This is a genomic window from Chitinasiproducens palmae (assembly GCF_900095735.1).
In the GTDB taxonomy this organism is placed as follows: domain Bacteria; phylum Pseudomonadota; class Gammaproteobacteria; order Burkholderiales; family Burkholderiaceae; genus Chitinasiproducens; species Chitinasiproducens palmae.
Map to the genome: position 1 here is coordinate 106978 of NZ_FNLO01000003.1, position 24100 is coordinate 131077.

Consider the following 24100-nt stretch of genomic DNA (forward strand, 5'->3'; position numbering starts at 1 on the left):
GATGGGCGCCGGGCGACCCCTTCCGTGAATCTCGGAATCAGGGGAAAGTCCTTTTCAAACAGGCATTAAGCGCGGTCAGTGTAGGTTTTTTGTTACGAAGCGCGCCGGCAAGGTTGGCGCTGGGGAGGGAGAGGGCTAAGATGCTCTCTCCCTCTTTTTTTGCCCCGTCGATGCGCCTGCCCGCCCTCCTGCTCGTCGTCACTGCGTCCGCGCTGGTCGTCGGATGCGGCTCGACGCCGCCCGCGCGCGAGTCGGCGAGCGGCGCGAAGGGTGGCCTGCGTACCGCGCACGGCGGCGCGCCGAAGGCCTACGCACCGCCAAGCGGCTTTCCTCGTTTCGTCGATCAGAGCGTCGGCACCGAAGAAATCTCGATCCAGGCGATGAGCCTGGTCGGCGTACCCTACCGCTGGGGCGGCAACACGCCGGAAGCCGGTTTCGACTGCAGCGGCCTGGTCCGCTATGTGGTGGCGCGCGCCGCCGACGTCGAGCTGCCGCGCACCACGGCGGACATGAGTCAACGCGGCTCGCCGATCGATCCCGACGGCGTCGCGCCCGGCGACCTGATCTACTTCAACACCACCGGCCGGCCGCACTCGCATGTCGGCATCTATGTCGGCAACTACCGCTTCGTCAATGCCCCGTCGACCGGTGGCACGGTCCGCATCGATTATGTGACCAACCCTTATTGGGCCAAGCGCTTCGACGGCCTGCGGCGGATCGACCGCGCGACCCGTTCGCCGTTCGACGCGCCGCAGTGGCAGGCGGCCGCGCCAGCCGCCGCGACGGTGGCGACCGCGCCGGCACCGGTGCGCCCGGTGGCGACGCCGGTCCGCCCGCCCGCCGCGGTGGCGCCGGCCGTCGCCGCCGTGGCGGTGTCATCGCCTGCACCGCGCGTCGACATCGCAGGCGGCCGCGAAGATGGCGGCAGCCGCCAGGGCGGCAGCGATCCGATCGCCGGCGCGATCGCCTCGGCCGAGGCCGGCGCCGCGCTGGACGGCGGCGGTGGCGCGGCCGCGCCGATGCGTGTCGCCACCGCGGCGCCGCGTGCGCCGTCCGCCTACGCGCCGCGCAACGCCTATGCGCCTGGCAACGTCTCTGGCAACGTCTCTGGCAGCGTCTATATAGCGCCGGAGAACCCGGCCCGAGCCGCCGCGCCGGCTACCGTGGTGCGCACCGCGGCGACACGCCCCGCTACCGTCGCGGGGCAGCCGACAAGCCAGCTGACAGTCCAGCCGACAGCACAGCCGACAGTGCAGCCGACAGCCCAGCCGGTGCCCCAAGCAATCCGCACCGTTCCCGCCGCAGTCGCCGAGTCGTCCAACGCCCCGTCGGCCCGCCCAGCCGCGCCCGACGCGTTCGAGCCGCCGCCGCCGCTGGCCCGTCAGGCCATGCGGCAAGTGCCGAACTCGCCGACGCTCGACGCTCGCACGCATGGCGATGACGATCCGATCGGCAGGATGGCCGCTGGACAGTTGTAGCCGTGGCATCGACGGCCATTGCGGCTGAGCGCCCACGGCGCGGCAGCGTGCTGGCGCGTTGCAATCGCGCGCTGTGAATCCGGTGAGCGCGGATCCATGACGTGGTGGCGAATTGTCGGGCCACCGAAGCATGGTCGGCGGAACGTCGGCAGGCGCGGTCGGCCGCCCCCGCGGCCCCGTGCAGCACCTGCCATGCCGGTGCGTCCGCACCCGCGACCGTCCGGCACCGTCGCCCTCCGCGGCCCCATCCACCATCCACCACCCGCACGCTGGCCCGCGCTGCCACTCGGTCACGGAACGCGGCAGCCGGCTACGAAGAAGGCCTGTGAGAAGCTTGCAGTGGCAGCAGCGCGCTGACTGAAGCCTCGGAGAGAACGCAAAACGGCTTCTGCTTCGGACCTCTTCCCCACACCACCGTTCTATGCGCCGAGCGCTGAATGGGCGCGTTGCAAAAGCGAACTGGTTGCTACGGGGATGGAGCCGGCTCAGCCGGCCCTTCAGGTGATCGACCCGCGTGTTGTTGAACGAGTTCGAGCCTGCCCGCAGAGGCCGGTCAAGCGGATACACGGAATGCTTCGGCGCCTTCCTCGACCACCTGAATCGGTGGATGGGCAGGCCACGCAACCCGACCTGCGTCGCCCTCGTGCGCAAGGCTGTCGGTCAGACCGCCGACTTCGCCGGCGCCGGCGCCACGGGCCATGACCGCAACGCCTGTCTCGCGACCTTTTCCAGCGTCTCCTTGGAGAAGCCGGCTTTGGCCTGAACGGCGATGCCATGGGCCACCGCCAGCAGATAGCTGGCGAGCGCATGGCTATCCTCATGCGCAGGCAAATCGCCCTCGTCCCTGGCCTTCTCGAAGCGTGCCTGCAACGCAGCAAGTCCACGCGCCCGCCAGTCGATCAGCGCTTGCATCGCAAGCTCCGAAGCCTCGGACGCCGCCAGCGCCCCGGTAATGCCCAGACATCCCAGCCGATCCGGATAACGGGTGTTGAGCGCCACGGCACCGAGCAGAAAGCGTTCGGCCACCGCTCGGGCGGTACCTTGCTGCAGCGCGTCCCGTACATAGTCCGCGTAGTGCGCGTCATAGTGCGCCAGCGCGCGCAGGAACAACGCGTCCTTGTTGCCAAAGGCCGAGTAAAGCGCTGGCCGCTCCACGCCGGTCGCGGAGACCAGATCGGTATACGACGTGGCGTCATAGCCCTTGCGCCAGAACAGGGTCAGCGCGGCTTCCAACGCGTCGTCCGGGTTGAACGTTCTAGGTCTTCCCATGATTACGCATCCATTTTGTAACGATGATTATAATATCGCTTGACAGCCGGATTGCGAAACGTAATGATCATTATGTAATGACCGTTACTTTATTGTGCAACTCCAGGAATGCCGATGGCCAAACCATTCAATCGCCAGTTCACGCTGGCCGCCCGCCCGCAAGGCCTTGCCAGACTGAGCGACTTCCGCTTGATTGCAGGCGCGCTGCCCGCGCCCCGTGAAGGCGAAGTGCTGTTTCGCAACACGCTGTTTTCCATCGATCCCTATCAGCGCAACCTGATGGGCAACGGCTCGTCCGAATGGCCGACGCTCAACATCGGCGATCCCATGGGCGGGCCCACCGTCGCAGTGGTCGAAGCAAGCCGCCATCCCGATTTCGAGCCGGGCGATACGGTCCAGACCTGGTCCGGCTGGCAAGACTACGCTGTCTCCAACGGCTCAGACATCCGCAAGCTCGATCCGGCCGGCGCGCCGCTGTCGACCGCGCTGGGCCCGCTGGGACTGACGGGCTTCACCGCGTGGTACGGCATGACGAAGGTGCATGACTTCAAACCGGGCGGCTCGCTGATCGTCACCGGGGCGGCGGGATCGGTCGGTTCGATGGCGGCGCAATTGGGCAAGTTGCGCGGCATGCGCGTCGTGGGTGTGGCCGGCGGCCCGACCAAGGTTGCGATGCTGAAGGAGGAGCTCGGCCTGGACGCCGCCATCGACTACAAGGCAAGCGACTTCAAGGAACAGGTGGGCCAGGCGCTGCCCGACGGCATCGACGCCTTCTTCGAGAATGTCGGCGGGCCGATCTTTCCGGTGCTGATGGAACACTTCAACACCGATGCCAAGATGGTCGTCTGCGGCACCATCGCCGATTACAGCGACACCGAACTGCCGCAAGGCACCAACTACCTGCCGCGCCTGATCACGCTGATTCACTACCGCTTCGTGTCCATCAAGGCTTTTGCGACGCCCTATGTGATCGATGCCTTCCCGGAATTCCTGGCGGCAGTGGCGCCGTTGGTCGCTGCCGGCAAGCTGCGCTATTACGAGGAATTCGTCGATGGTTTCGAGAAGCTCCCGGCAACCCTGCTCAGCCTGTTCGATGGCACGCACAGCGGCAGGAAATTGATCGTGCGCAACGACTGACCACCCAGTGGACCGTGAATGGCGATGCAGGTGTCATCGTGAAACAAAAAAGCCGCCGGCGCAGTCGCGCCGGCGGCTTCCTCATGATTCACCCGCAGGCGGCTTGCACCGTTCACAAGCGCGGGCCATGGTCCGCTGCCGGTATTGGATCGATGCCAGCGATGCCCGCGATGCTCCCGACGCCCGGCAGCGCGCGTGCCGCGCGTCGCGTCAGAACAGCCGATGCGCGAGCCACCAGCCGCAGCCGGCCATTACCGCCGACGCGGGAATCGTGAGCACCCAGGCCCAGACGATTCGGCCGGCAACGCCCCAGCGTACCGCCGACACCTTCCGCGTCGAACCGACGCCGACGATGGCGCCGGTGATCGTGTGGGTGGTCGACACGGGGACGCCCATGAACGACGCGATGAACAAGGTGATCGCACCGCCGGCTTCGGCGCAGAAGCCGCCGACCGGCTTGAGCTTGGTGATCTTCTGGCCCATCGTGCGCACGATCCGCCAGCCGCCGAACAGCGTGCCGAGGCCGATCGCGAAGTAGCACGCGGCGATCACCCAGATCGGCGGCGCCCCGGCGCTGGCCGCGACGTGGCCGCTCGCCACCAACAGCATCCAGATGATGCCGATCGTCTTCTGCGCGTCGTTGCCGCCGTGGCCAAGGCTGTACAGGCCCGCGGACAGCAGTTGCAGCCGGCGGAAGCGCCGGTCCACCTTGGCCGGCGGCGTGCGGAAGTACAGCCACGAGACCGCCACCATGAACATCGAGCCGAGGATGAAGCCGAGCAGCGGCGAGATGAAGATGAACGCGACGGTGGTCAGCAAGCCATGCAGATTCAGCGAGCCGAAGCCGGCCTTGGCGACCGCCGCGCCGACCAACCCGCCGATCAGCGCATGCGACGAGCTCGACGGAATGCCCGAGATCCAGGTGATCACGCTCCAGGCGATCGCCCCGGCGAGCGCGCCGAAGATCACGTAGTGATCGACGACATCCGAATCGATGGTGCCGTGGCCGACCGTTGCCGCGACCTTCAGATGGAAGATGAAATAAGCGATGACGTTGCACAGCGCGGCAAAGGCGACTGCCTGTTGCGGCTTGAGCACACCGGTCGAAACGACAGTGGCGATCGAATTCGCCGCGTCGTGGAAACCATTCATGAAGTCGAACAACAAGGCGACCGCGACCAGCACCACGACCACCCACAACGCGATTTGCACCGATGCCATTAGCTTGACGCCCCGTTATGCGTTTTCGAGCACGATGCCTTCGATGATGTTGGCGACGTCCTCGCACTTGTCGGTGACCGTCTCGAGCAGTTCGTAGATCGCCTTGTGCTTGATCAGGGTCTTGACGTCGTCTTCCTCGCGGAACAGTTTCGAGACCGCGGCGCGCATCACGCGGTCGGCCTCGGACTCGAGCTTGTCGATCTCGTTGCACGAGGCGAGGATCTGCGTGGCGTCCTTCATGTCGTTCAGACGGGCCACCGCCTTCTCGACCTCGACGCAACACCCGACGCAGATGCGCGCGAGGTCGGTCGCCGCCGGCGGCAGCGTGCGCACGTCGTACAGCGAGACCGCCATCGAGACGTCGTCCATCACGTCGAGCACGTCGTCCATCGTCGAGATCAGCGCATGGATCTGGTCGCGATCCAGCGGCGTGATGAAGGTCTTGTGCAGCAGATCGATGGTCTCGTGCGTGAGCTTGTCCGCGCGCTTTTCGCCGGCGTGGATGTTCTGCTTGTGCACCTCGGCGTTGTCGAGATTGTTGACCAGCGTATGCAGTTCGTGGCTCGCTTCGACGATGCACTTGGCATGCGCGTTGAAGATCTCGAAAAACTTGCCTTCGGTAGGCATGAAGCGACCAAACATAGGTTCCTCGTGTGGGCTGTCCACAGCCCGGTGACGAAAAGTGCGCGTATTGTAACCGTCAGCGCGCGCGGCGCCAGACGGGCCGCGCGCTTATTCCGAATAGAACGCGCCGGGTCCGGCGAAATTGTCGAACTTCGTGTATTGACCAAGGAAGGTCAGGCGCACGGTACCGATGGGGCCATTACGCTGCTTGCCGATGATGACCTCGGCCGTCCCCTTGTCCTGGCTGTCGGGGTTGTAGACTTCGTCGCGGTAGATGAACAGGATCACGTCCGCATCCTGTTCGATGGCGCCCGACTCGCGCAGGTCGGACATCACCGGTCGTTTGTTCGGCCGCTGTTCGAGACTGCGGTTGAGCTGCGAGAGCGCCACCACCGGCACGTTCAGCTCCTTCGCGAGGCTCTTCAGCGACCGCGAGATCTCCGAGATCTCGGTGGCGCGGTTCTCGCCGCTGGATGCGGCCGACATCAGCTGCAGGTAATCGATGATGATCAAACCGAGCTGTCCGCACTGGCGGGACAGGCGGCGCGCCCGGGCCCGCAGTTCCATCGGATTCAGCGCGCCCTGCTCGTCGATGAAGATCTGCGCCTCGCCCATCTTCTGTACCGCGTGCGTCAGCTTCGGCCAGTCCTCGTCGGTCAGCTTGCCGGTGCGCAGGCGATGCGCATCCAGGCGGCCGACCGAGCCCAGCATCCGGGTGGCGAGCTGTTCGCCCGGCATTTCCATCGAAAATACCGCGACCGGCAGACCGTACTCGATCGCGACGTATTCGCCGATGTTCATCGAAAACGAGGTCTTGCCCATCGACGGGCGACCCGCGACGATGATCAGCTCGCCGCCGTGCATGCCCGAGGTCATGCGGTCCAGGTCGACGAAACCGGTCGGCGTGCCGGTCACGTCGCTCGGATTGTCCTGGTGGTAGAGCGTATCGATGCGCTCGACAACCTTCGACAGCAGCGGTTTGATTTCGGCGAAGCCGCCCTGGGCACGCGCGCCTTCCTCGGCGATCGCGAAGATTTTGGACTCGGCTTCGTCGAGCAGCTGGCGCACCTCGCGGCCCTGCGGCGCGAATGCGCCGCCCGAGATCTCGTCGGCGACGCTGACCAGCTTGCGCAGTACCCCTCGATCGCGCACGATTTCCGCATAGCGACGGATATTGGCGGCGCTCGGCGTATTCTGGGCCAGCGCGTTCAGGTAGGCGAGTCCACCCACTTCGTCGGCCTTGCCGGCGGTGGATAGGGATTCGAACACGGTGATCACGTCCGCCGGCCGGGCACCGGCGATCAGGCGGCCGATATGCTGGAAGATGAGCCGGTGATCGTAGCGGTAGAAATCGGCTTCGCCGACGAAGTCGGCGATACGATCCCACGCGGCGTTGTCGAGCAGCAGTCCGCCGAGCACCGATTGTTCGGCCTCGATGGAATGCGGCGGCACCTTCAGGGATTCGATCTGAGGATCGGAGAGCGGCACATTCATGGTGCCGGATTATAACGTCGCGGCCGCCCGCGCTCTTTTTTCGATCCCAAAAAAAACGCGGCCACCGTTTCCGGTGGCCGCGCGCGGCACGGAAGCGCCGCCTGGTCGGGATGCACGTCGCCGCGCGGTCCCGCAGGCGTCGCCTGCGCGCAACGTCAGACCGTCTGACCCACCACCTGGGCGGTGATCTCGACCTGCACTTCCGAGTGCAGCACGACCGTGACCGGGTGCTCGCCAACGGTCTTCAGCGGACCGTTCGGCAGGCGCACCTGCGACTTCTCGACCACGAAGCCCTTGGCGGCAAGCGCCTGGGCGATGTCGTTGTTGGTCACCGAGCCGAACAGACGGCCGTCGACGCCGGCCTTTTGCGGGATCTCGAGGGACAGGCCGTTGAGCTTCTCGCCCTGCGCCTGCGACTCGGCCAGCTTGGCGGCGGCGGCCTTTTCGAGTTCGGCGCGCTGCGCTTCGAACTGAGCCTTGGCCGCTTCGGTGGCGCGGCGCGCCTTGCGGTTCGGGATCAGGTAGTTACGGGCGTGGCCGTCCTTGACGCGGACGATATCGCCGAGCTTGCCGAGGTGCGGGTCGGCTTCGAGCAGAATGACTTCCATGTGTTTCTCCGGGGACGGGGCAGATTACGAGCGGTGCAGATCGGTGTACGGGAGCAGCGCGAGGAAACGCGCACGCTTGATCGCCGTACCCAGCTGGCGCTGGTAATGCGCACGCGTACCCGTCAGACGGGCCGGCGTGATCTTGCCGTTTTCGCTGATGAAATCCTTCAGCGTGTTGATGTCCTTGTAGTCGATTTGTTCGACTTTGGCAGCCGTGAAACGGCAGAACTTCTTGCGCTTGAACAGCGGGTTCTGCTGTTGACGACGACGTTCAAACTTCTTCTTGTCGGTGGGACGAGCCATGATCGATCCTATTCAGTATCTTGCAGTTCGGTGATGTGAAAGACCAGCGTGCGTGCATTGCGGTGCCGCGGCGCGAGAAAGCCGGTGAAGCGGTAGCGGGTCTGCGGCGTACATGCCGCCAGTGCCACGCTCGCCTCGCCAGCCGCCAGCGCCGGGAGCGTCAGCGCGACCTTGCGGGCCTGCCCTGCCTCCACCACCTGACCCTCGTGTGCGAGCACGGTTTCCCGTATCGGCACCCCGGCCGGCGTGTACCGGACAGGCTGGGTCTCGGCGACCACCGCGACGATTTCGAGACGGTTGTCCGGGCGTGCGGCCCCGGCATGCGCCGTCGGTGTCATCGCTGCGGTCTGCGCTGGTCGCTGCGACCGGCCGCTCAGGCGGCCGCGTCGGTCGAAGCCGGCGCCGGCGACTTCTTCGCCTCTTCGCGCTGGACTTCCTTCATCATCGGCGACGGGCCCGTCTCGGCCCGCTTCATCTTCGTGATCAGATGACGCAGCACGGCGTCATTGAACTTGAACGCGTGCTCCAGGTCCTCGAGGGTGTCCTGGCTGCATTCGATGTTCAGGCAGACGTAGTGGGCCTTGGCGAGCTTGTCGATCATGTAGGCCAGTTGACGACGGCCCCAGTCTTCGACGCGATGGATCTGACCACCCTTCGACGTGATGGTCGTCTTGTAGCGTTCGATCATCGCCGGCACCTGTTCGCTCTGATCAGGGTGCACGATGAAAACGATCTCGTAGTGACGCATATGCGCTCCTTCTTCCTTGCGGGTATAAGCCACCCGCCCGCGGACCCGGGCCGGCCAGCGCGTCTCCGCACCGGCCGGCCGGCGTACTGCGCCGGTGTGGCAAGGTAAAGCGCGCGATTATAGCGCGATTCCGGGCGGCGTTTCAAGCTGCAAAGCGCGGGGGCGACCGACGCGCCGGCGGGAATTGGTGTATCGTCACGTTACCGAACTGGCACGGCGTGCCCGGTAGACGCACACGGCGTCGAAGCCGCGCCACAACGAGGTTATTCCAACATGAGCGACAAGATCCAGCATATCAACGACGCATCGTTCGAACAGGACGTCCTGAAAGCCGACAAGCCCGTCCTGCTCGACTTCTGGGCCGAATGGTGCGGCCCCTGCAAGATGATTGCACCGATCCTCGACGAAGTGGCCACCGAGTATTCGGACCGCCTGACGGTCGCCAAGCTCAACGTCGACGAGAACACCGCGACCCCGGCCAAGTTCAGCGTGCGCGGCATTCCCACGCTGCTGCTGTTCAAGAACGGCACGGTTGCCGCCACCAAGGTCGGCGCATTGTCGAAGGCGCAACTGACTGCCTTCCTCGACAGCCAGCTCTGAGATCCGCGCGGCGTCCGCCCGGACGCCGCCTCCAGCCAGCGCATCTGCCGCTGGACAACGCGCCGGCGCCTGTTATAATCGCCCAACGGTAGCCGGCACGTCTGGCGTCCCCGGTCAATCCGGGGCATCGCCGCGCTAGCGCCGTGCTAGAATTCCTCCCAGCCCCGATTCGTCCTCAGAGCGCTCGCTCGCCCCTCCCTCTCTTTCTGCCTTCCGCCTTCCCGGACGGGAAACCCGTATGCATTTATCCGAGCTGAAGTCTCAACACGTCTCCCAATTGATCGAGCTGGCCAATGGCCTGGAGATCGAGAACGCGAACCGTCTGCGCAAGCAGGAATTGATGTTCGCCATTCTGAAGAAACAGGCGAAGCTGGGCGAGACGATCTTCGGCGACGGCACGCTGGAAGTGCTGCCTGACGGCTTCGGTTTCCTGCGTTCGCCGGAAACGTCGTATCTGGCGAGCACGGACGACATCTATATCAGCCCGTCGCAGATCCGCCGCTTCAATCTGCACACCGGCGACACGATCGAAGGCGAAGTGCGCACGCCGAAGGACGGCGAACGCTACTTCGCTTTGGTCAAGGTCGACAAGGTGAACATGCAGCCGCCCGAGGCCTCGAAACATAAGATCATGTTCGAGAACCTCACGCCGCTGCATCCGAACAAGCCGCTCACGCTTGAACGCGAGATGCGCGGCGAGGAAAATGCGACAAGCCGGATCATCGACATGATCGCGCCGATCGGCAAGGGCCAGCGCGGCCTGTTGGTCGCCTCGCCGAAGTCGGGCAAGACGGTGATGCTCCAGCACATCGCGCACGCGATCAAGGCGAACCATCCGGACGTGAAGCTGTTCGTGCTGCTGATCGACGAACGGCCCGAGGAAGTGACCGAGATGCAGCGCTCGGTGGTCGGCGAAGTGGTCGCCTCGACCTTCGACGAACCGGCGTCGCGGCACATCCAGGTTGCCGAGATGGTGATCGAGAAGGCCAAGCGCCTGGTCGAGATGAAGCAGGACGTGGTGATCCTGCTCGACTCGATCACGCGTCTGGCACGCGCATACAACACCGTCGTGCCGACCTCGGGCAAGGTGCTGACCGGCGGTGTCGACGCGAACGCGCTGCAGCGGCCGAAGCGCTTCTTCGGCGCGGCCCGGAATGTCGAGGAAGGCGGCTCGCTGACCATTATCGGCACCGCGCTGATCGAGACCGGCAGCCGCATGGACGACGTGATCTACGAGGAATTCAAGGGCACCGGCAACATGGAAGTGCACCTGGAACGCCGCCTCGCGGAACGCCGCGTCTACCCGGCGATCAACCTGTCGAAGTCGGGCACGCGCCGCGAGGAACTTCTGATCAAGCCGGAAATCCTGCAGAAGACCTGGCTGTTGCGCAAGGTCATCTCCGAGATGGACGATGTCGAGGCAATGGAATTCCTGCTCGACAAGATCCGCCAGACGAAGAACAACAACGAGTTCTTCGATCTGATGCGCCGCGGCGGCTGACAGCCGCCCGGTCCACGGACCTGCCCGTCGCCCGGCCCGCCCGATGGCAACACGGCCCGGCCTCGACCGCCTGGTGTTCCCGTGGGCCATCGCCTGCGCCACCGGCCTCGAATACTTCGACAGCGCGCTGTTCAGCTTCTTCGCCAGCTATATCGCTGGCGGCGTGAACGCGTCACCGGACGAACTGGTCTGGGCAGCCACCAGCTACGCCACCGCCGCCGTGCTGGGCATCGTCCAGCAGCAGTGGTGGGTCGAGCGGCTGGGCTACCGGCGCTATCTTGCCGTCTCCCTGCTGGCCTACGCGCTCGGCGCCCTCGCCTCGGCGCTGTGCCAGAGCTCGATCGAACTGGCGCTCGCGCGCGCCTGGCAAGGCTATTGGATCGGCCCGCTGATGGGCGCCTGCCGCATCCTGATTCAGAACTGTTTTCCCGGCACGCAGCGCGCGGGCGCGATCCGCATCTTCCTGGTGATGATCCTGATCGGCAGCGCCGGCGCGCCGCTGGCGGGCAGCATCCTGCTCGACCACGCGCAATGGCGCATGCTGTTCGCCTGCACCGCGCCGCTGGCCTGCCTGTTCGCGCTGGCAGTGTGGCTGAGCGTTCCGCCGCTGGGCGTGCTGGCTGCCGCCGAACGGGGCGAAGCGCACGTCTGGCCCTATCTGGTCTTCGCAATCGGCCAGGGCGCACTGCAGATCGTCCTGCAGCAACTGCGCTTCACGCTGTTCACCGGCTCGCCGCTGCCGCTGGTGCTGACCGCGCTCGCCGTCGCCGCACTCGGCTGGTTCGGCTACCACCAATGGCGTCATCCGCGCCCGTTGATGCGTCTGGACGCGCTGCGCGAACGCTCCTACCGGACCGGCCTGACGCTTTACGTGCTGTACTACTTCCTGTCGACCTCCCTCTCCTACCTGCTGCCACGCTTCATGGAACAGGGCCTTGGCTGGTCGGTGTTCCGGAGCGGCGAGCTGATCGGCGTGACGTCGCTGACCTCGCTTGCCCTGCTGTTCGGCTATCTGCGGATCTCGCCGCGCATCACGCGCAAGAAGTGGCTGATCGTGCCGGGCTTCATCTGCGCGGCCACGACCGCGTTCTGGCTCGCGTCGATGACGCCGCAGGTCGGGCCGCGCGAGCTGGCCGGCGCGCTGCTGCTGCGCAGCCTGCTGATCCTGTTCATCGTGCTGCCCGTCGCCAACCTGACGTTTCGACCGTTCACCGGCGACGCCTTCTCGCACGGCTACCGGATGAAGAACGTCGTCAAGCAGTTGACCATTTCGTTTTCCACCGCGTCGGTCATCGTGCTCGAACAGCATCGCGCGGCGCTGCATCACAGCCGCCTGGCCGAGGTCGCGACACCCTACAATCCGGTCTTTCGTCAGACGCTCGACGCGCTTGCCGGTCCCGCCCCGCTCGCCGAGGTCGCGGCGATGGTGACTCGCCAGGCGGCCTTCATGGCCTCGCTCGACGCGTTCGTGTTCGTCGGCGCGGTGGCGGCGCTTGGTGGGCTCTATGCACTGCTGCAACGCGACATCAAATAACCCGACAGCGGCCATGTTCGATGCCTACCGACAGTGGCGTGCGCGCCGCAGCGCGGCGCGCGAAGCGCGGCTGGTCGACGCCTTCGCGATTCCCGAGCCCTTGTGGGATGCCACCCTGGCTCGTTTCGCGTTCGTGCGCTGGCTCGACGTCGCGTCCTTGCAGCGCCTCCGCCGCCTTGTCAGCCTGTTCCTGGCCGACAAGCAATTCACGATGGTGCAGGGCCTGGAGCCGGACGACGCGATCTTCGCCGCGATCGCGGTCCAGGCCTGCCTGCCGATCCTGGAACTCGACCTGTCGTTGTACGGCGGCTGGCGCGAGATCGTGGTGTACCCGGGCGAGTTCGTGATCCGGAAGACGGTGCAGGACGAAGCCGGCGTGGTGCACGAGGTGGTTCAGGACGCCAGCGGCGAAGCGTGGCACGGCGGACCGGTGATTCTGTCGTGGCAGGACGCCGGCGACGACAGCGGTTTCGCGTACAACGTGGTGATCCACGAATTCGCGCACAAGATCGACATGCGCAACGGCGTGGCCGACGGCATGCCGCCCCTGAGCGACGCGTGGCACCGTGGCATCGACCGGCCGGCCTGGCGAGCCGGACTCCAAGCGTGTTTCGACGCGTTCTGCGCGGCAGTGGCTGCGGTGCCGCGTCGCGCGTGGCGGCGCTTCGAGGCCGAATCGCTGCTCGACCCCTACGCGGCGCAGGACCCGGCGGAATTCTTCGCGGTTGCCAGCGAGACGTTCTTCGTCGCGCCGCGCGCGCTTGCCGACGAGATGCCGCCGCTCTACGACCTGCTGCGCGCCTACTACCGGCAGGACCCGGCGCAATGGGAACGCGACGCGGACGCCGCGGCCGTGAAATAACGCTGCCGGGCGTGTTTTTCTGGCATAATCGCAGGCTTCGTCTCGAAACCTTTGGCTACTGGCAAGTGGCTCGCGGCTTGGCCGTGCGGACGGGAGGCAGTTGCGCTCGACGGCGCGGCTTTCCCGGCACGTTCGAGGGACGATGCCAACCGGGTGATCCGGGCCGGCATTCCGTTCCGCAGCGAGTTGGCGGGTTGGCTACCGACAGATAGATACAGTCATGAAAGAAAACATTCATCCGAATTACCGCGAAGTCCTGATCCAGGACCTGTCGTCGGGCTTCAAGTTCGTCACCCGTTCGACGATCCAGACCCGCGAAACGATCGTTCACGAAGGCAAGGAATACCCGCTCGTGAAGGTCGAAGTCTCGTCGGAATCGCACCCGTTCTACACCGGCACGCAGAAGATCGTCGACACGGCTGGCCGCGTCGAGAAGTTCCGCCAGAAGTTCGGCGCGCGTGCGGGCGGCAAGGCGACGACCAACACCGCAAGCTGAAATTGACGGCGAGCGCACTGTCGCTCGCAGGTCGATAGGGGCAGCCTAGGCTGCCCTTTTTCTTGTGCGCGCGCTCGGTGAAGGCGGCCGCGCTGCCTTCACCGAGCGAATGCGGTTCGTGCTTCGCGTTGGCCGCCGCCCTTCCCGCCCCGGCCGCCCCGGCCGCCGCGGCGGCCACCGCAGACGCCGCAGACGCCGCGGACGCACGGTCGCATGCCAGCGACGCCGGCCCTGCGCCGGCATGCGTCGTTGACCGGGCGCCGCAGTCGCCGTCAGCGCCGTCTTGCCTTGCGACGCATGCGTCACATGCGTCACACATGCGTCGCATGCCAGGCATGCACGACGTGCGGCATGCAGCACGCCCGGCGCCTGACCGATCTACAATGAGCGCCCGACGCCGCACCGGCTCCGAGAGCATGAACCCTGTCGTCCGCCTGACCGCCTCCGCCACCCGCGCCCTGCCCCGTGCCGCGCTGCTCGCAATCTGCCTGATCTACGCAGCGACCGGCCTGTTCGCGCGCGATCCCTGGAAGAACGAGGACGCCGCCGGCTTCGGCGCAATGTACACACTCGCGCACGGCACGCCGGCCGACTGGCTGACGCCGAACATCTTCGGTCATCCGGTGCCGGACAACGGGCCGTTGATGTATTGGCTCGGCGCGCTTTCGATCCGCCTGACCGGCTGGCTGCTCGGCGCGAGCAACGCGGCGCGGCTGCCCACCTTGCTGCTGTTCCTGCTGACCTGCGGCCTGGTCTGGTACGGCAGCTATCTGCTCGGCCGCCGCGCCGAGGTGCAGCCGTTCAAATACGCGTTCGGCGGCGAACCGGCGCCGCGCGACTATGGCCGCACGATTGCCGACGGTGCGGTACTGATCCTGCTCGCGTGCTTCGGCCTGGCCGAGCGCGGGCATGAAAGCACCGCGCAGATCGCGCAGTTGCTGTCGGTGACGCTGGTCCTGTACGGTCTCGCCCGGTTGAGCGACAAACCTTGGCAGGGCGCGGCCTGCTGGGGCGGCGGTGTCGGCCTGCTGGCGTTGTCGGGCAACCCGGTGATGCCGGTGGCCGTCGGCGTCTGCACGCTTGCCGTGCCGCTCCTCAGCCCGGCGCTGCGCCGGGTGCAACTGCTTGTTCTGGGCCTGCCGCTGGCGCTCGCGATCGGCCTGAGCTGGCCGCTGGTCGCATGGTTCGCGGCCCCCGACACCGCCGCCCATCGCTACCTGTACGACTGGCTCAACGCGGGTTTGAACCGCTACAGCGGCGGCCCCTCGAACGTGCTCGCCTACGCGGCGAAGAACTTCCCGCTGTTCACCTGGCCCGCGTGGCCGCTCGCGCTCTGGTCGCTGTGGAGCTGGCGACGCCTGTGGCGCGCGCCGCACGTTGCCGCGCCGCTGGCGGTGGCCGTGCCGCTGCTGCTGCTGGTGCTGCTGCAGAGCCATCAGAACAACCGGCTGTTCGTGCTGCCGCTGCCGGCGCTGTCGATGCTTGCCGCGTTCGGCCTGCCGACCCTCAAGCGCGGTGCGATCAATGCGATCGACTGGTTCGCGGTGCTGAGTTTCACGCTGCTCAGCGGTTTCGTATGGATCGTCTGGATCGCTGGCCAGACCGGCTTCCCGCCGCCGATCGCGCGCAATCTCGCGCGCCTGTTGCCGGGATTCCAGCCGAGCTTCAATCCGCTGGCACTGGCCGCCGCGCTGGCCGCGACCGCCGCATGGGTCTGGCTGGTGCGTTGGCGGCTGTCGCGCTCGCCGAAGGTGCTGTGGCGCAGCGTGGTGCTGTCCAGTGCCGGCACGACGCTGATGTGGGTGTTGCTGATGACGCTGTGGCTGCCGTTCATCGACTACAGCCGGACCTACCGCGACGTGGCGCAACAGATCGCCAGCCATCTGCCGCCCGACTACACCTGCATCGATCCGGTACGCCTGGGCGAGGCACAGATCGCGTCGTTCGGCTATTTCGCGGACATGCGCTTCCGCCGCCCCGGCCAGAGCGACTGCAATGTGCTGCTGCGCCAGGACCGGCAGGACTTCGGCGATCCGCAGTCGCCGGCGCCCTACTGCTGGCGACAGGTATGGGAAGGCCGGCGCGCGGCCGATCGCGACGAGCGCTTCCGCCTCTACCTGCGCGAGGCACGGCCGGCCCGCGCCGGCGCGGGCGGCTGCCGATGACAGACGGTCAGGGGCGCTCCGAGCGGACGAGCCGGCGCGGCGGCAGCGAGCGCGCCGGGCATTGGTGGCATGACGCGCGCGCGATCGGCGCCCTCGCCTGGCCGGTGCTGATCGGGCAGCTGGCGATCATTGCATTCGGCGTTATCGATACCGCGATGGTCGGGCGCTATGCGTCGCTCGATCTCGCCGCGCTCGGCCTCGGCGCCTCGATCTACATCAGTGTATATGTCGGCCTGACCGGCATTCTCGGCGCGCTGTCGCCAATCGCCGCTCAATTGCACGGTGCCCGGCGGCCCGGCGAAATCGGCGAAGAAGTTCGCCAGGCGGGCTGGCTGGCGGCGGCGCTGGCAGTGATCGGCATGGTGCTGCTGGCCTTCCCCGGCCCGTTGCTGGCGCTGTCCGACGCTTCCCCGGCACTGGCCGAACGCACCGTCGCGTATCTGCGCGTGCTCTCGTTCGGCTTGCCCGCCGCCCTGCTGTTCCGCATCTACAACTCGCTGTCGACCGCGCTCGGCCGGCCGCGCCTGGTGATGGCGCTGCAGCTGATCGGCCTGGCGCTGAAGGTGCCCGCCAACCTGTGGCTGATCTTCGGCGGCCTGGGCGTCGCCGCGCGGGGCGCACCGGGCGCGGCGCTGGCCACCACCGCGATCAATTGGGCGCTGGCGCTGATCGGCGTGGGCGTGCTCTATCGGCATGCGTTCTATCGCCCGTTCGGGATTTTCCTGCATGCCAGCCGGCCCAATCCGGCGCGGCTGTGGGCCTTGCTGCGGCTTGGCGTGCCAATGGGGTTGTCCTACCTGATCGAGGTGACGGCCTACACGTTCATGGCCATCTTCATCGCGCGTTTTGGCACCACGCCGCTGGCCGGCCACCAGATCGCCGCCAACCTGGGCGCGGTGCTGTACATGACGCCGATGTCGCTCGGCATTGCAACCGCGACGCTGGTGGCCCAGGCCCTCGGCGCCCGCGAGCGCGAGCGCGCCCGCCGACTGTCGCGCCACGGCATCACGATCGCCGCGCTGCTCGCGGTGTTGTATGCCGTGGCCCTGCTGGCGGCGCGCGGCCCGATCCTGTCCGCGTACAGCGCCGACCCGGCGGTGGTCGCCGCGGCGGGCAGCCTGCTCGGCATCGTCGCGCTGTACCACTTCTTCGACGCGGTGCAGATCAGCACGGCCTTCGCGCTGCGCGCACACAAGGTGGCCGTGGTGCCGACGCTGATCTACGCCTTTGCGTTGTGGGGGGTTGGCCTCGGCGGTGGCTATGTGCTCGGCTTCGACCTCACCGGCTGGGTACCGGCCCGATGGCAAGGCGCGCGCGGTTTCTGGCTGGCCAATGCGCTCAGCCTCGGCGTCGCGGCGTTGGGTCTGCTCGCATATCGACGCGTGGTGGTCGGCCGGCCGCGCGACTGAGCACGACTGAGCCCGGCTTGCGCCGGCCGCGCCTGGCCCTGCCGTGACCGGCGGCCGCGCCGGCCCGCCTGCGCCCACCGGACACACCGCGGCGTGCGCCATCGCGGCCGCCGCAACGCCCGGTACCCGAGCGCTGCCGCCGCGGCACCGTTCACCGCCTGCTCGAGCTGTCCTGCCCGCCCGCCTTATCCGTTTGCCCCGCAGCTTAGGCGTCCGTCGCGCCGGTGTGTGACACCGCACAGCCTTTTGGCCTCGCGCGTGGTTGAAGCGCGACGATTTGGCGCGCCATCGCCATCGCAACCGGCCGCTTGACAAGCGGCTCGTCTACAATCGTCGGACCTTACAATAAGGAGACGGCAGCGATGCACGCGGAAGCAGGGGCAGGCAACAGACAGATCGACGACCGACACGCCACGCGCCCCCGGCCCGTGCCATCCGAAGCACCACCGTTGCAACGCGCAAACGTCTCGCGCCGTCACGCCTGGCTGCCGCGCCTGCTGGTGGCGGCGGGCTGCCTGACGTCGCTGTTGTTCGCCACATCCGCGCACGCGGCACGCATCGTCCGCGTCACACCGGAAGGCGAAGTCGGTCCGGTCACGCAAGTCACCGCGGTATTCGACGAGGCGATGGTGGCGTTCGGCAGCGGCGACGGGGCCGCCCCGTTGACGCTGAGCTGCAGCGGCGCGCCCACTTCGGCGACGCGCGGCAGTGGCCGCTGGATCGATGCCAAGACCTGGTCGTTCCGCTTCGACCAGACGCTCGGGCCGGGCGCGCGCTGTGAATTGCGTCCGAGCGCCGGACTCAAGTCCGCTGCCGGTCAAGCGGTGACGGGCAATACCCGCTATGCGTTCGCAACCGGCGGTCCGCGCGTCCTTGCGCTGCGACCCGGCGGCAACGTCGACGAAGACCAGATCTTCGCGGCGCGGATGAACGTGCCGGTGACCGAGCGTTCGGTGCAGGACAACGTCTTCTGCGAAGTCGACGGCATCGGCGAGCGCTTGCCGGTGAAGCTGGTCAAGGGCGCCGACCGCGATGCGATCCTGCGCCACCTCGACGTCAGCGGCGCCGGTCCCGACTGGATCACCTTCAGTTGCCAGCGCCGCCTGCCCTCGGGAGCGACCGTGCGGCTGCTGTGGGGTGCCGGCCTCGCCACCGCTGGCGGCGTCAGTGCCGGCCGGCCGCAGCAGTTCGAACGCACGGTGCGCGCACCGCTGACGGCGAGCTTCAGCTGCGAGCGCGAAAATGCGCGCGCCGCATGTTCGCCGCTGCGTCCGATGCAACTGTCGTTCACGGCCAACGTGCCGCGCGCCACCCTCGAATCGATCGTGCTGCAAACGCCCGACGGCAAACGCAAGCCGACTGTTTCGGACAACGATTCGCCCAGCACGACGATCACCTTCCCGGCGCCGTTGCCGCCGGATGCGGCGCTGTCGATCGTGCTGCCCGCCGGCCTGAAGGACGACGCCGGGCGGCCGCTGAGCAACGCGGGCACCTTCCCGCTCGCCGTGCGCACCGCGGCGATGCCGCCGCTGCTCAAATTCTCGACCGGCAGTTTCGGTATTCTGGAACGTTTCGCCGAACCTGGCGGCACGCCGATGCTGCCGCTGACCGTGCGCCACATCGAGGCCGACGCCACGTTCAATGCGGCACGCGTGCCGGCGGCGGGCGGCGCGCTCGCGCAGAAACGCGTCGACGACGACGCCGCGATCATCGCGTGGCTCGGCCGGCTCCGCCACTTCGACGATGACGGCACCTACGTCACCGAAAAACGCCTGAACAGCATCGAGCCCGGACTGCTGGCCCGGTCGCCGAAAGCAGTGCGTATCCGCCAGGAGGACGGCACCGAGCTGATCGACGTGCGCTCGCTGTCCCTGCTTGCCAACAGCGCCGGCGTGCAACGCCTGAACCTGCCGACCAGTGATCCGAAGCAGCCGCGCCCGTTCGAAGTGATCGGCCTGCCGTTGAAGGACGCCGGCTTCTACGTGATCGAAGCGGCCTCGCCGCGGCTCGGCGCGTCGCTGCTCGCCGACCCGCGCCCGATGTACGTGCGCACCACGGCGCTGGTCACCAATCTGGCCGTGCACCTGAAGCAGTCCCGCGAGGGCAGTCTGGTCTGGGTCACCACGCTGGACGGCGCGCGCCCGGTGGCCGGCGCGCGCATCCGGGTATCGAGCTGTGACGGCCAGTCGCTCGCCACCGGCGAGACCGGCAAAGACGGCACCGTCACGTTCAACGAGACCTTCCCGCGCAAGTGGTGCCAGGAAAGCGGCTCGAGCGGCGTGTTCGTGTCGGCACGCGTCAACGATCCGAAGACCGGGCCGGACATGTCGTTCGTGCTGTCGGACTGGGATCGCGGCATCGAACCGTGGCGCTTCAACGTGCCGACCAACGAGAACCCGCAGCCGAGCTTCGTTGCGCACACGGTGTTCGACCGGCCTTTGTTCACGCCGGGCGAGACCGTCTCGATGAAGCATTTCCTGCGTCAGCAGACCGGTCGTGGCCTCGCCGTCGATCGGCAGGCGCAGCCGGCGAAGGCGATCGTGCGCCACCTAGGCAGCGACGACAGCTATGAGCTCGCGCTCACGTGGCGCCCGGACGGCACCGCGGTCTCGACGCTGCCGCTGCCGCCGCAGGCCAAGCTCGGCGAATACAGCGTCAGCCTGTCCGACGAGGGCGAAGGCGAACGCGGCACCGAGTACGACGCAGGGCATTTCCGCGTCGAGCGGGTCCAATTGCCGGTGATGCAAGGCAAGGTCGCGATCGGCGGCGCGCCGCTGATCGCCGCGCAGCAGGCCGATGTCTCGGTGCAGTTGAACTACTTGTCCGGCGGCGGCGCGGCCGGCCTGCCGGTCCGCGTCTCGGCGCTGGCGCGGCCGAGCAGCCCCGATTTCGACTCGCGCTACCCCGGCTTCAGCTTCACGCCGTATCGTCCGCCGACCGCCGACGCCAGTGTCGGTGGCGGTGACGAGGGCGACGACGGCAGCGCGGGCGACGGCGACGCGGCAGCGCGGGACGGCAGCGCCGGCAGGCTGATCGCGGACAAGGTCGCGCTGACCCTCGACCGCCAGGGCGCCGGCCGGTTGAAGCTCGATCACGTGCCGCGCAGCGACGAACTGCAGGAACTCGTCGTCGAGGCCGACTACGCGGATCCGAACGGACAGATCGCGACGCTGCGCTCGCAGGCGCGCGTCTGGCCGGCTGGCGTGGTGGCGGCAATCCGCACGCCGGACTGGGCCGCGCGCGAAGGCAAGATCACCGTGCAGGGACTGGCCCTCGACACGCGCGGCGAGGTCAAGGCCGACGTGCCGCTGACGATTCGCGCCGTGTCGCGGCGGGTGATCTCGACGCGCCGTCGCCTGGTCGGCGGTTTCTACGCCTACGACAATCGCACCGAAATCCGCGAACTGGGTGACGTCTGCAAGGGCCGCAGCGACTCGCGCGGCCTGTTGGTGTGCGAAGCCAAGCTCGATGCCACCGGCGACGTGACGTTGATCGCGACCGCCGACGACGCCGACGGCCGGCATTCGAGCGCCAGCGCCTCCGTATGGGTGGCCAGCCGCGACGAAGTCTGGTTCGGTGGCGACAACACCGACCGCATCGACGTGCTGGCCGACAAGCGCGAGTACCAGCCCGGCGAGACTGCGCGCTTCCAGGTGCGCATGCCGTTCCGGGCCGCGCGCGCGCTGGTCACCGTGGAGCGCGAAGGCATCCTGCATCGCGAGGTCGTCGAACTCAACGGCAACGATCCGACCGTGCAGTTGAAAATCTCGCCTGACTGGGGCCCGAACGTATTCGTGTCGGTGCTGGTCCTGCGCCCGCGCGTGCGTGAAGTGCCGTGGTATTCGCTGTTCACATGGGGCTGGAAGTCGCCGGTCGAGTGGGCACGCGCGTTCTGGTACGAAGGGCGCGAATACCAGGCGCCGAACGCGTTCGTCGATCTCTCCAAGCCCGCCTTCCGGGTCGGCGTCGCCGAAATCTCGGTCGGCCTCGCGCCGCACCGGTTGCAGGTCACCGTCACGCCCGACCATGCCGATTATCCGGTGCGCGCCAAGTCGTCGGTCAAGGTGCGCGTGACCGGCCCCGACGGCCGGCCGGTGCCCGCCGGCACCACCGTCGCGTTCGCGGCGGTGGACCAGGCCCTGCTCGAACTCAAGTCCAACGACAGTTGGGCGTTGCTCGACGCCATGTACCAGCGACGCTCGCTCGGCGTGCGGACCGCCACTGCGCAGATGGAAGTGATCGGGCGCCGCCACTTCGGCCGCAAGGCGGTTCCCGCAGGCGGCGGCGGTGGCCACACGGCGACCCGCGAGCTGTTCGACACCCTGCTCCTGTGGCAGCCGGACGTGCAGCTCGACGCCAACGGCGAGGCCCGCATCACGGTGCCGCTGTCCGATGCGCTGACCAGCTTCAAGCTGGTGGCCGTCGCCAGCCAGGGCGCGGATCGCTTCGGGACCGGCGCCGCGACCATTCGCTCACGCCAGGACCTGCAGCTGATTTCCGGGCTGCCGGCGCTGGTGCGGTCCGGTGACCAGTATCGGGCCGGCTTCACGCTGCGCAACACCACTGAGCGGGCGATGGAAGTCAAGGTCACCGCGCATCGCAGCATCGTCGCGGCGGACGGCAAGCCGGCTGACGGCAAGGTCGGCGGCGGCAAGGCCGCGAGCAGTGCCGCCGCCCCGCGCGTGAGCACGGCGCCGGTCGCCGATGCGAGCGACGAGACCCTGCCCGTGCAGGTGATCAAGCTGGCCGCCAACAGCGCCGCCGAGGTGGTCTGGGACGTGGTCGCGCCCGCTCGCGATACGCCGGCCGCGGCCTTCGACGACACCCCGGTTGCGCTCGCCTGGCGTGTCGAGGCGGAGGAGAACGGTGCCGCGCACGCGCGGGACGCGATCGCACAGCGGCAGTTGCTGGCGCAGAGCGTACCGCTCACGGTCAGGCAGGCGACGTTGACGCAACTCACGCCGGCCGGCCTGAGCATGCCGATCGCTTCGCCGCGCGAGGCGTTGCCGATCGGTGGCAGCGACAACCAGCCGCGCGGCGGCGTGCGTGTCTCGTTGCGCGCGCACCTGGCGGATTCCCTGCCGGGCGTGCAGCGCTGGCTGCGGCGCTACCCTTACAGCTGCCTCGAACAGCAGACCTCCCGCGCCATCGGCATGGGCGACCCGGACGCGTTCGCGCGCATCGCGCGGTCGCTGCCGGTCTACCTGGACGAAGACGGACTGGCCGCGTACTTCCCGCCAGGCGAGGAAAGCCGTGCAAGCGGTAGCGAAGTGCTGACCGCCTACCTGCTCGACATCGCCAGCGCCGCCTCGGCCAGCGACCGCGCCTTCACCTGGCCGACCGAGTACAGCACGCGCATGCTCGACGGTCTGGAACGTTTCGTCGAAGGCCGCCTGAAGCGCGACCATTGGGCGCCGCGCGACGATCTCGGCTGGCGCAAGCTGAGCGCGATCGAAGCGCTGTCGCGCTACGGCCGCGCCCGCCCGGCGATGGTCGAATCGCTGTCGCTCGACGTGCCGAACCTGCCGACTTCCGCACTGCTCGACTGGTACCAGATCACCGGCCGCTTGAAGGACCTGCCGGATCGCGAGCAACGGCATGACGAGGCAGGCCGCGTGCTGCGCGCGCGCCTGTCGCTCAGCGGCACGCGGCTGGACTTCACGACCAGTGCCAGCGACGCGCTGTGGTGGCTGATGAGCGGCGACGACGTCAACGCGGCGCGCCTGCTCGAAGCCACTGCCGACGATGCCGGCTGGCGCGACGACATGGGCCGGATGGCGCTTGGCCTGCTCGGCCGCCAGCAGCAAGGTGCGTGGGCGACGACCAACGCCAACGCATGGGGCGTGGTCGCGCTGCAGGGCTTCTCGCGCCGCTTCGAGAGCACGCCGGTCAACGGCACCACGCAGGCGAGCGTCGACGGACGCGATGCCGCGGCGGGGCGTTGGGGAGCGAGCGATGGTCCCGCGCCGCTGCTGATCAACTGGCCGAAGCCGGCCGGCGCCAAGGCCACGCTGAACCTGCGCCATGACGGCACTGGCCAGCCGTGGGCCAGCGTCGAAGGTCTGGCGGCGGTGCCGTTGCAGCGCGCGGTCAACGCCGGCTATCGCATCGAGAAGACGGTGACGCTGGTGCAGGGCGAAAAGACCGCGGCGCTCAAGGGCGACCTCCGGCGCGGCGACATCCTGCGCGTGCAACTGAACATCGACGCGCAGACGCCGATGACCTGGGTGGTCGTCAACGATCCGGTGCCGGCGGGCGCGGTGATTCTCGGCTCGGGCCTCGGGCGCGACAGCGAGATCGGCGCGAACGCCGCCGCCTCGTCGCGCGACGACAGCGGTGCGGCACCGAGCTACGTGGAACGCGGCCAGGACGGCTATCGCGCGTATTACGCCTATCTGCCCAAGGGTAAGCTGACGGTGACCTACACCGTGCGCCTGAACAGCATTGGCCGCTTTGCGTTGCCGCCGACGCGGGTCGAAGCACTGTATGCGCCGGACGTGTTCGGCGAGACGCCCAACGCGGCCATGCGCGTCGTGGCTGGCGCGCAGTGACGGTCGCGCGGCGCGCCGGCGCGCGGGCGGCGGCGCCCGTTAAGCCCGTTAAGCCCGTTAAGCCCGTTAAGGCGGTTAAGGCGGTCAAGCCGGTCAAGCC

Annotated in this window: 18 protein-coding genes; 10 read left to right on the plus strand and 8 right to left on the minus strand. The window is 67.7% G+C overall.

Translation table 11 applies throughout. The annotated features are described in order from the left end of the window. The first annotated feature begins 140 nt into the window (after positions 1–140). Positions 141–1478, plus strand: coding sequence for a C40 family peptidase (locus tag BLU54_RS06340; RefSeq protein ID WP_091906184.1), 1338 nt, complete (start codon positions 141–143; stop codon positions 1476–1478). A gap of 660 nt (positions 1479–2138) precedes the next feature. On the opposite strand, the gene BLU54_RS06345 is transcribed toward BLU54_RS06340, so the two are convergent. Beyond that, positions 2139–2747, minus strand: a complete 609-nt coding sequence (locus BLU54_RS06345; RefSeq protein ID WP_091906186.1) for a TetR/AcrR family transcriptional regulator — start codon at positions 2745–2747, stop codon at positions 2139–2141. Positions 2748–2861: 114 nt separating this feature from the next. Here BLU54_RS06345 and BLU54_RS06350 point away from each other — a divergent pair, with 114 nt between their 5' ends. Next, positions 2862–3884, plus strand: a complete 1023-nt coding sequence (locus BLU54_RS06350; RefSeq protein WP_091906653.1) for an NADP-dependent oxidoreductase — start codon at positions 2862–2864, stop codon at positions 3882–3884. A 210-nt stretch (positions 3885–4094) separates the two neighbouring features. On the opposite strand, the gene BLU54_RS06355 is transcribed toward BLU54_RS06350, so the two are convergent. The 7 genes from BLU54_RS06355 to rpsF all read right to left on the minus strand — a co-directional run bounded on the left by BLU54_RS06355 (position 4095) and on the right by rpsF (position 8882). After that, complete coding sequence (locus BLU54_RS06355; protein WP_091906188.1) at positions 4095–5105, minus strand: inorganic phosphate transporter; 1011 nt, start codon at positions 5103–5105, stop codon at positions 4095–4097. Positions 5106–5120: 15 nt separating this feature from the next. Further along, positions 5121–5747, minus strand: a complete 627-nt coding sequence (locus BLU54_RS06360; RefSeq protein ID WP_091906189.1) for a DUF47 domain-containing protein — start codon at positions 5745–5747, stop codon at positions 5121–5123. A 90-nt stretch (positions 5748–5837) separates the two neighbouring features. Continuing rightward, a complete protein-coding gene (locus BLU54_RS06365; RefSeq protein ID WP_091906191.1) occupies positions 5838–7223 on the minus strand; it encodes a replicative DNA helicase in 1386 nt (461 codons plus the stop codon). A gap of 155 nt (positions 7224–7378) precedes the next feature. Further along, positions 7379–7831 (minus strand): 50S ribosomal protein L9, encoded by a 453-nt coding sequence (gene rplI / locus BLU54_RS06370; protein WP_091906193.1) that lies wholly within the window; start codon positions 7829–7831, stop codon positions 7379–7381. Positions 7832–7855: 24 nt separating this feature from the next. Beyond that, positions 7856–8134, minus strand: coding sequence for a 30S ribosomal protein S18 (gene rpsR, locus BLU54_RS06375; RefSeq protein ID WP_091906195.1), 279 nt, complete (start codon positions 8132–8134; stop codon positions 7856–7858). A gap of 8 nt (positions 8135–8142) precedes the next feature. Then, positions 8143–8472, minus strand: a complete 330-nt coding sequence (gene priB / locus BLU54_RS06380; RefSeq protein WP_091906197.1) for a primosomal replication protein N — start codon at positions 8470–8472, stop codon at positions 8143–8145. Between the two features lie 35 nt (positions 8473–8507). Continuing rightward, positions 8508–8882 (minus strand): 30S ribosomal protein S6, encoded by a 375-nt coding sequence (gene rpsF / locus BLU54_RS06385; RefSeq protein WP_091906200.1) that lies wholly within the window; start codon positions 8880–8882, stop codon positions 8508–8510. A gap of 273 nt (positions 8883–9155) precedes the next feature. On the opposite strand from rpsF, the gene trxA reads away from it, so the two are divergent. The 8 genes from trxA to BLU54_RS06425 all read left to right on the plus strand — a co-directional run bounded on the left by trxA (position 9156) and on the right by BLU54_RS06425 (position 24000). Further along, positions 9156–9482, plus strand: a complete 327-nt coding sequence (gene trxA / locus BLU54_RS06390) for a thioredoxin TrxA (protein WP_091906201.1) — start codon at positions 9156–9158, stop codon at positions 9480–9482. A 238-nt stretch (positions 9483–9720) separates the two neighbouring features. After that, a complete protein-coding gene (gene rho / locus BLU54_RS06395) occupies positions 9721–10983 on the plus strand; it encodes a transcription termination factor Rho (RefSeq protein WP_091906203.1) in 1263 nt (420 codons plus the stop codon). A gap of 43 nt (positions 10984–11026) precedes the next feature. After that, entirely contained in the window at positions 11027–12517 is a 1491-nt protein-coding gene (locus tag BLU54_RS06400) for an MFS transporter (RefSeq protein WP_091906206.1), read from the plus strand. A 13-nt stretch (positions 12518–12530) separates the two neighbouring features. Next, entirely contained in the window at positions 12531–13379 is an 849-nt protein-coding gene (locus tag BLU54_RS06405; protein ID WP_091906208.1) for a M90 family metallopeptidase, read from the plus strand. A gap of 220 nt (positions 13380–13599) precedes the next feature. After that, positions 13600–13875: a type B 50S ribosomal protein L31 gene (locus BLU54_RS06410; RefSeq protein ID WP_091906210.1), complete on the plus strand. Its 276-nt coding sequence runs from the start codon at positions 13600–13602 to the stop codon at positions 13873–13875. Between the two features lie 416 nt (positions 13876–14291). After that, the gene (locus BLU54_RS06415; RefSeq protein WP_091906655.1) at positions 14292–16040 is read left to right on the plus strand and encodes an ArnT family glycosyltransferase; all 1749 of its coding nucleotides are present in this window, start codon (positions 14292–14294) and stop codon (positions 16038–16040) included. After that, on the plus strand, positions 16037–17449 hold the full coding sequence (locus BLU54_RS06420) for an MATE family efflux transporter (RefSeq protein ID WP_235837819.1): 1413 nt from the start codon (positions 16037–16039) through the stop codon (positions 17447–17449). Before BLU54_RS06415 ends, BLU54_RS06420 begins: the two co-directional genes overlap by 4 nt. A 362-nt stretch (positions 17450–17811) precedes the next feature. Then, positions 17812–24000: an Ig-like domain-containing alpha-2-macroglobulin family protein gene (locus BLU54_RS06425; protein WP_091906214.1), complete on the plus strand. Its 6189-nt coding sequence runs from the start codon at positions 17812–17814 to the stop codon at positions 23998–24000. The last annotated feature ends 100 nt before the right edge of the window (positions 24001–24100 follow it).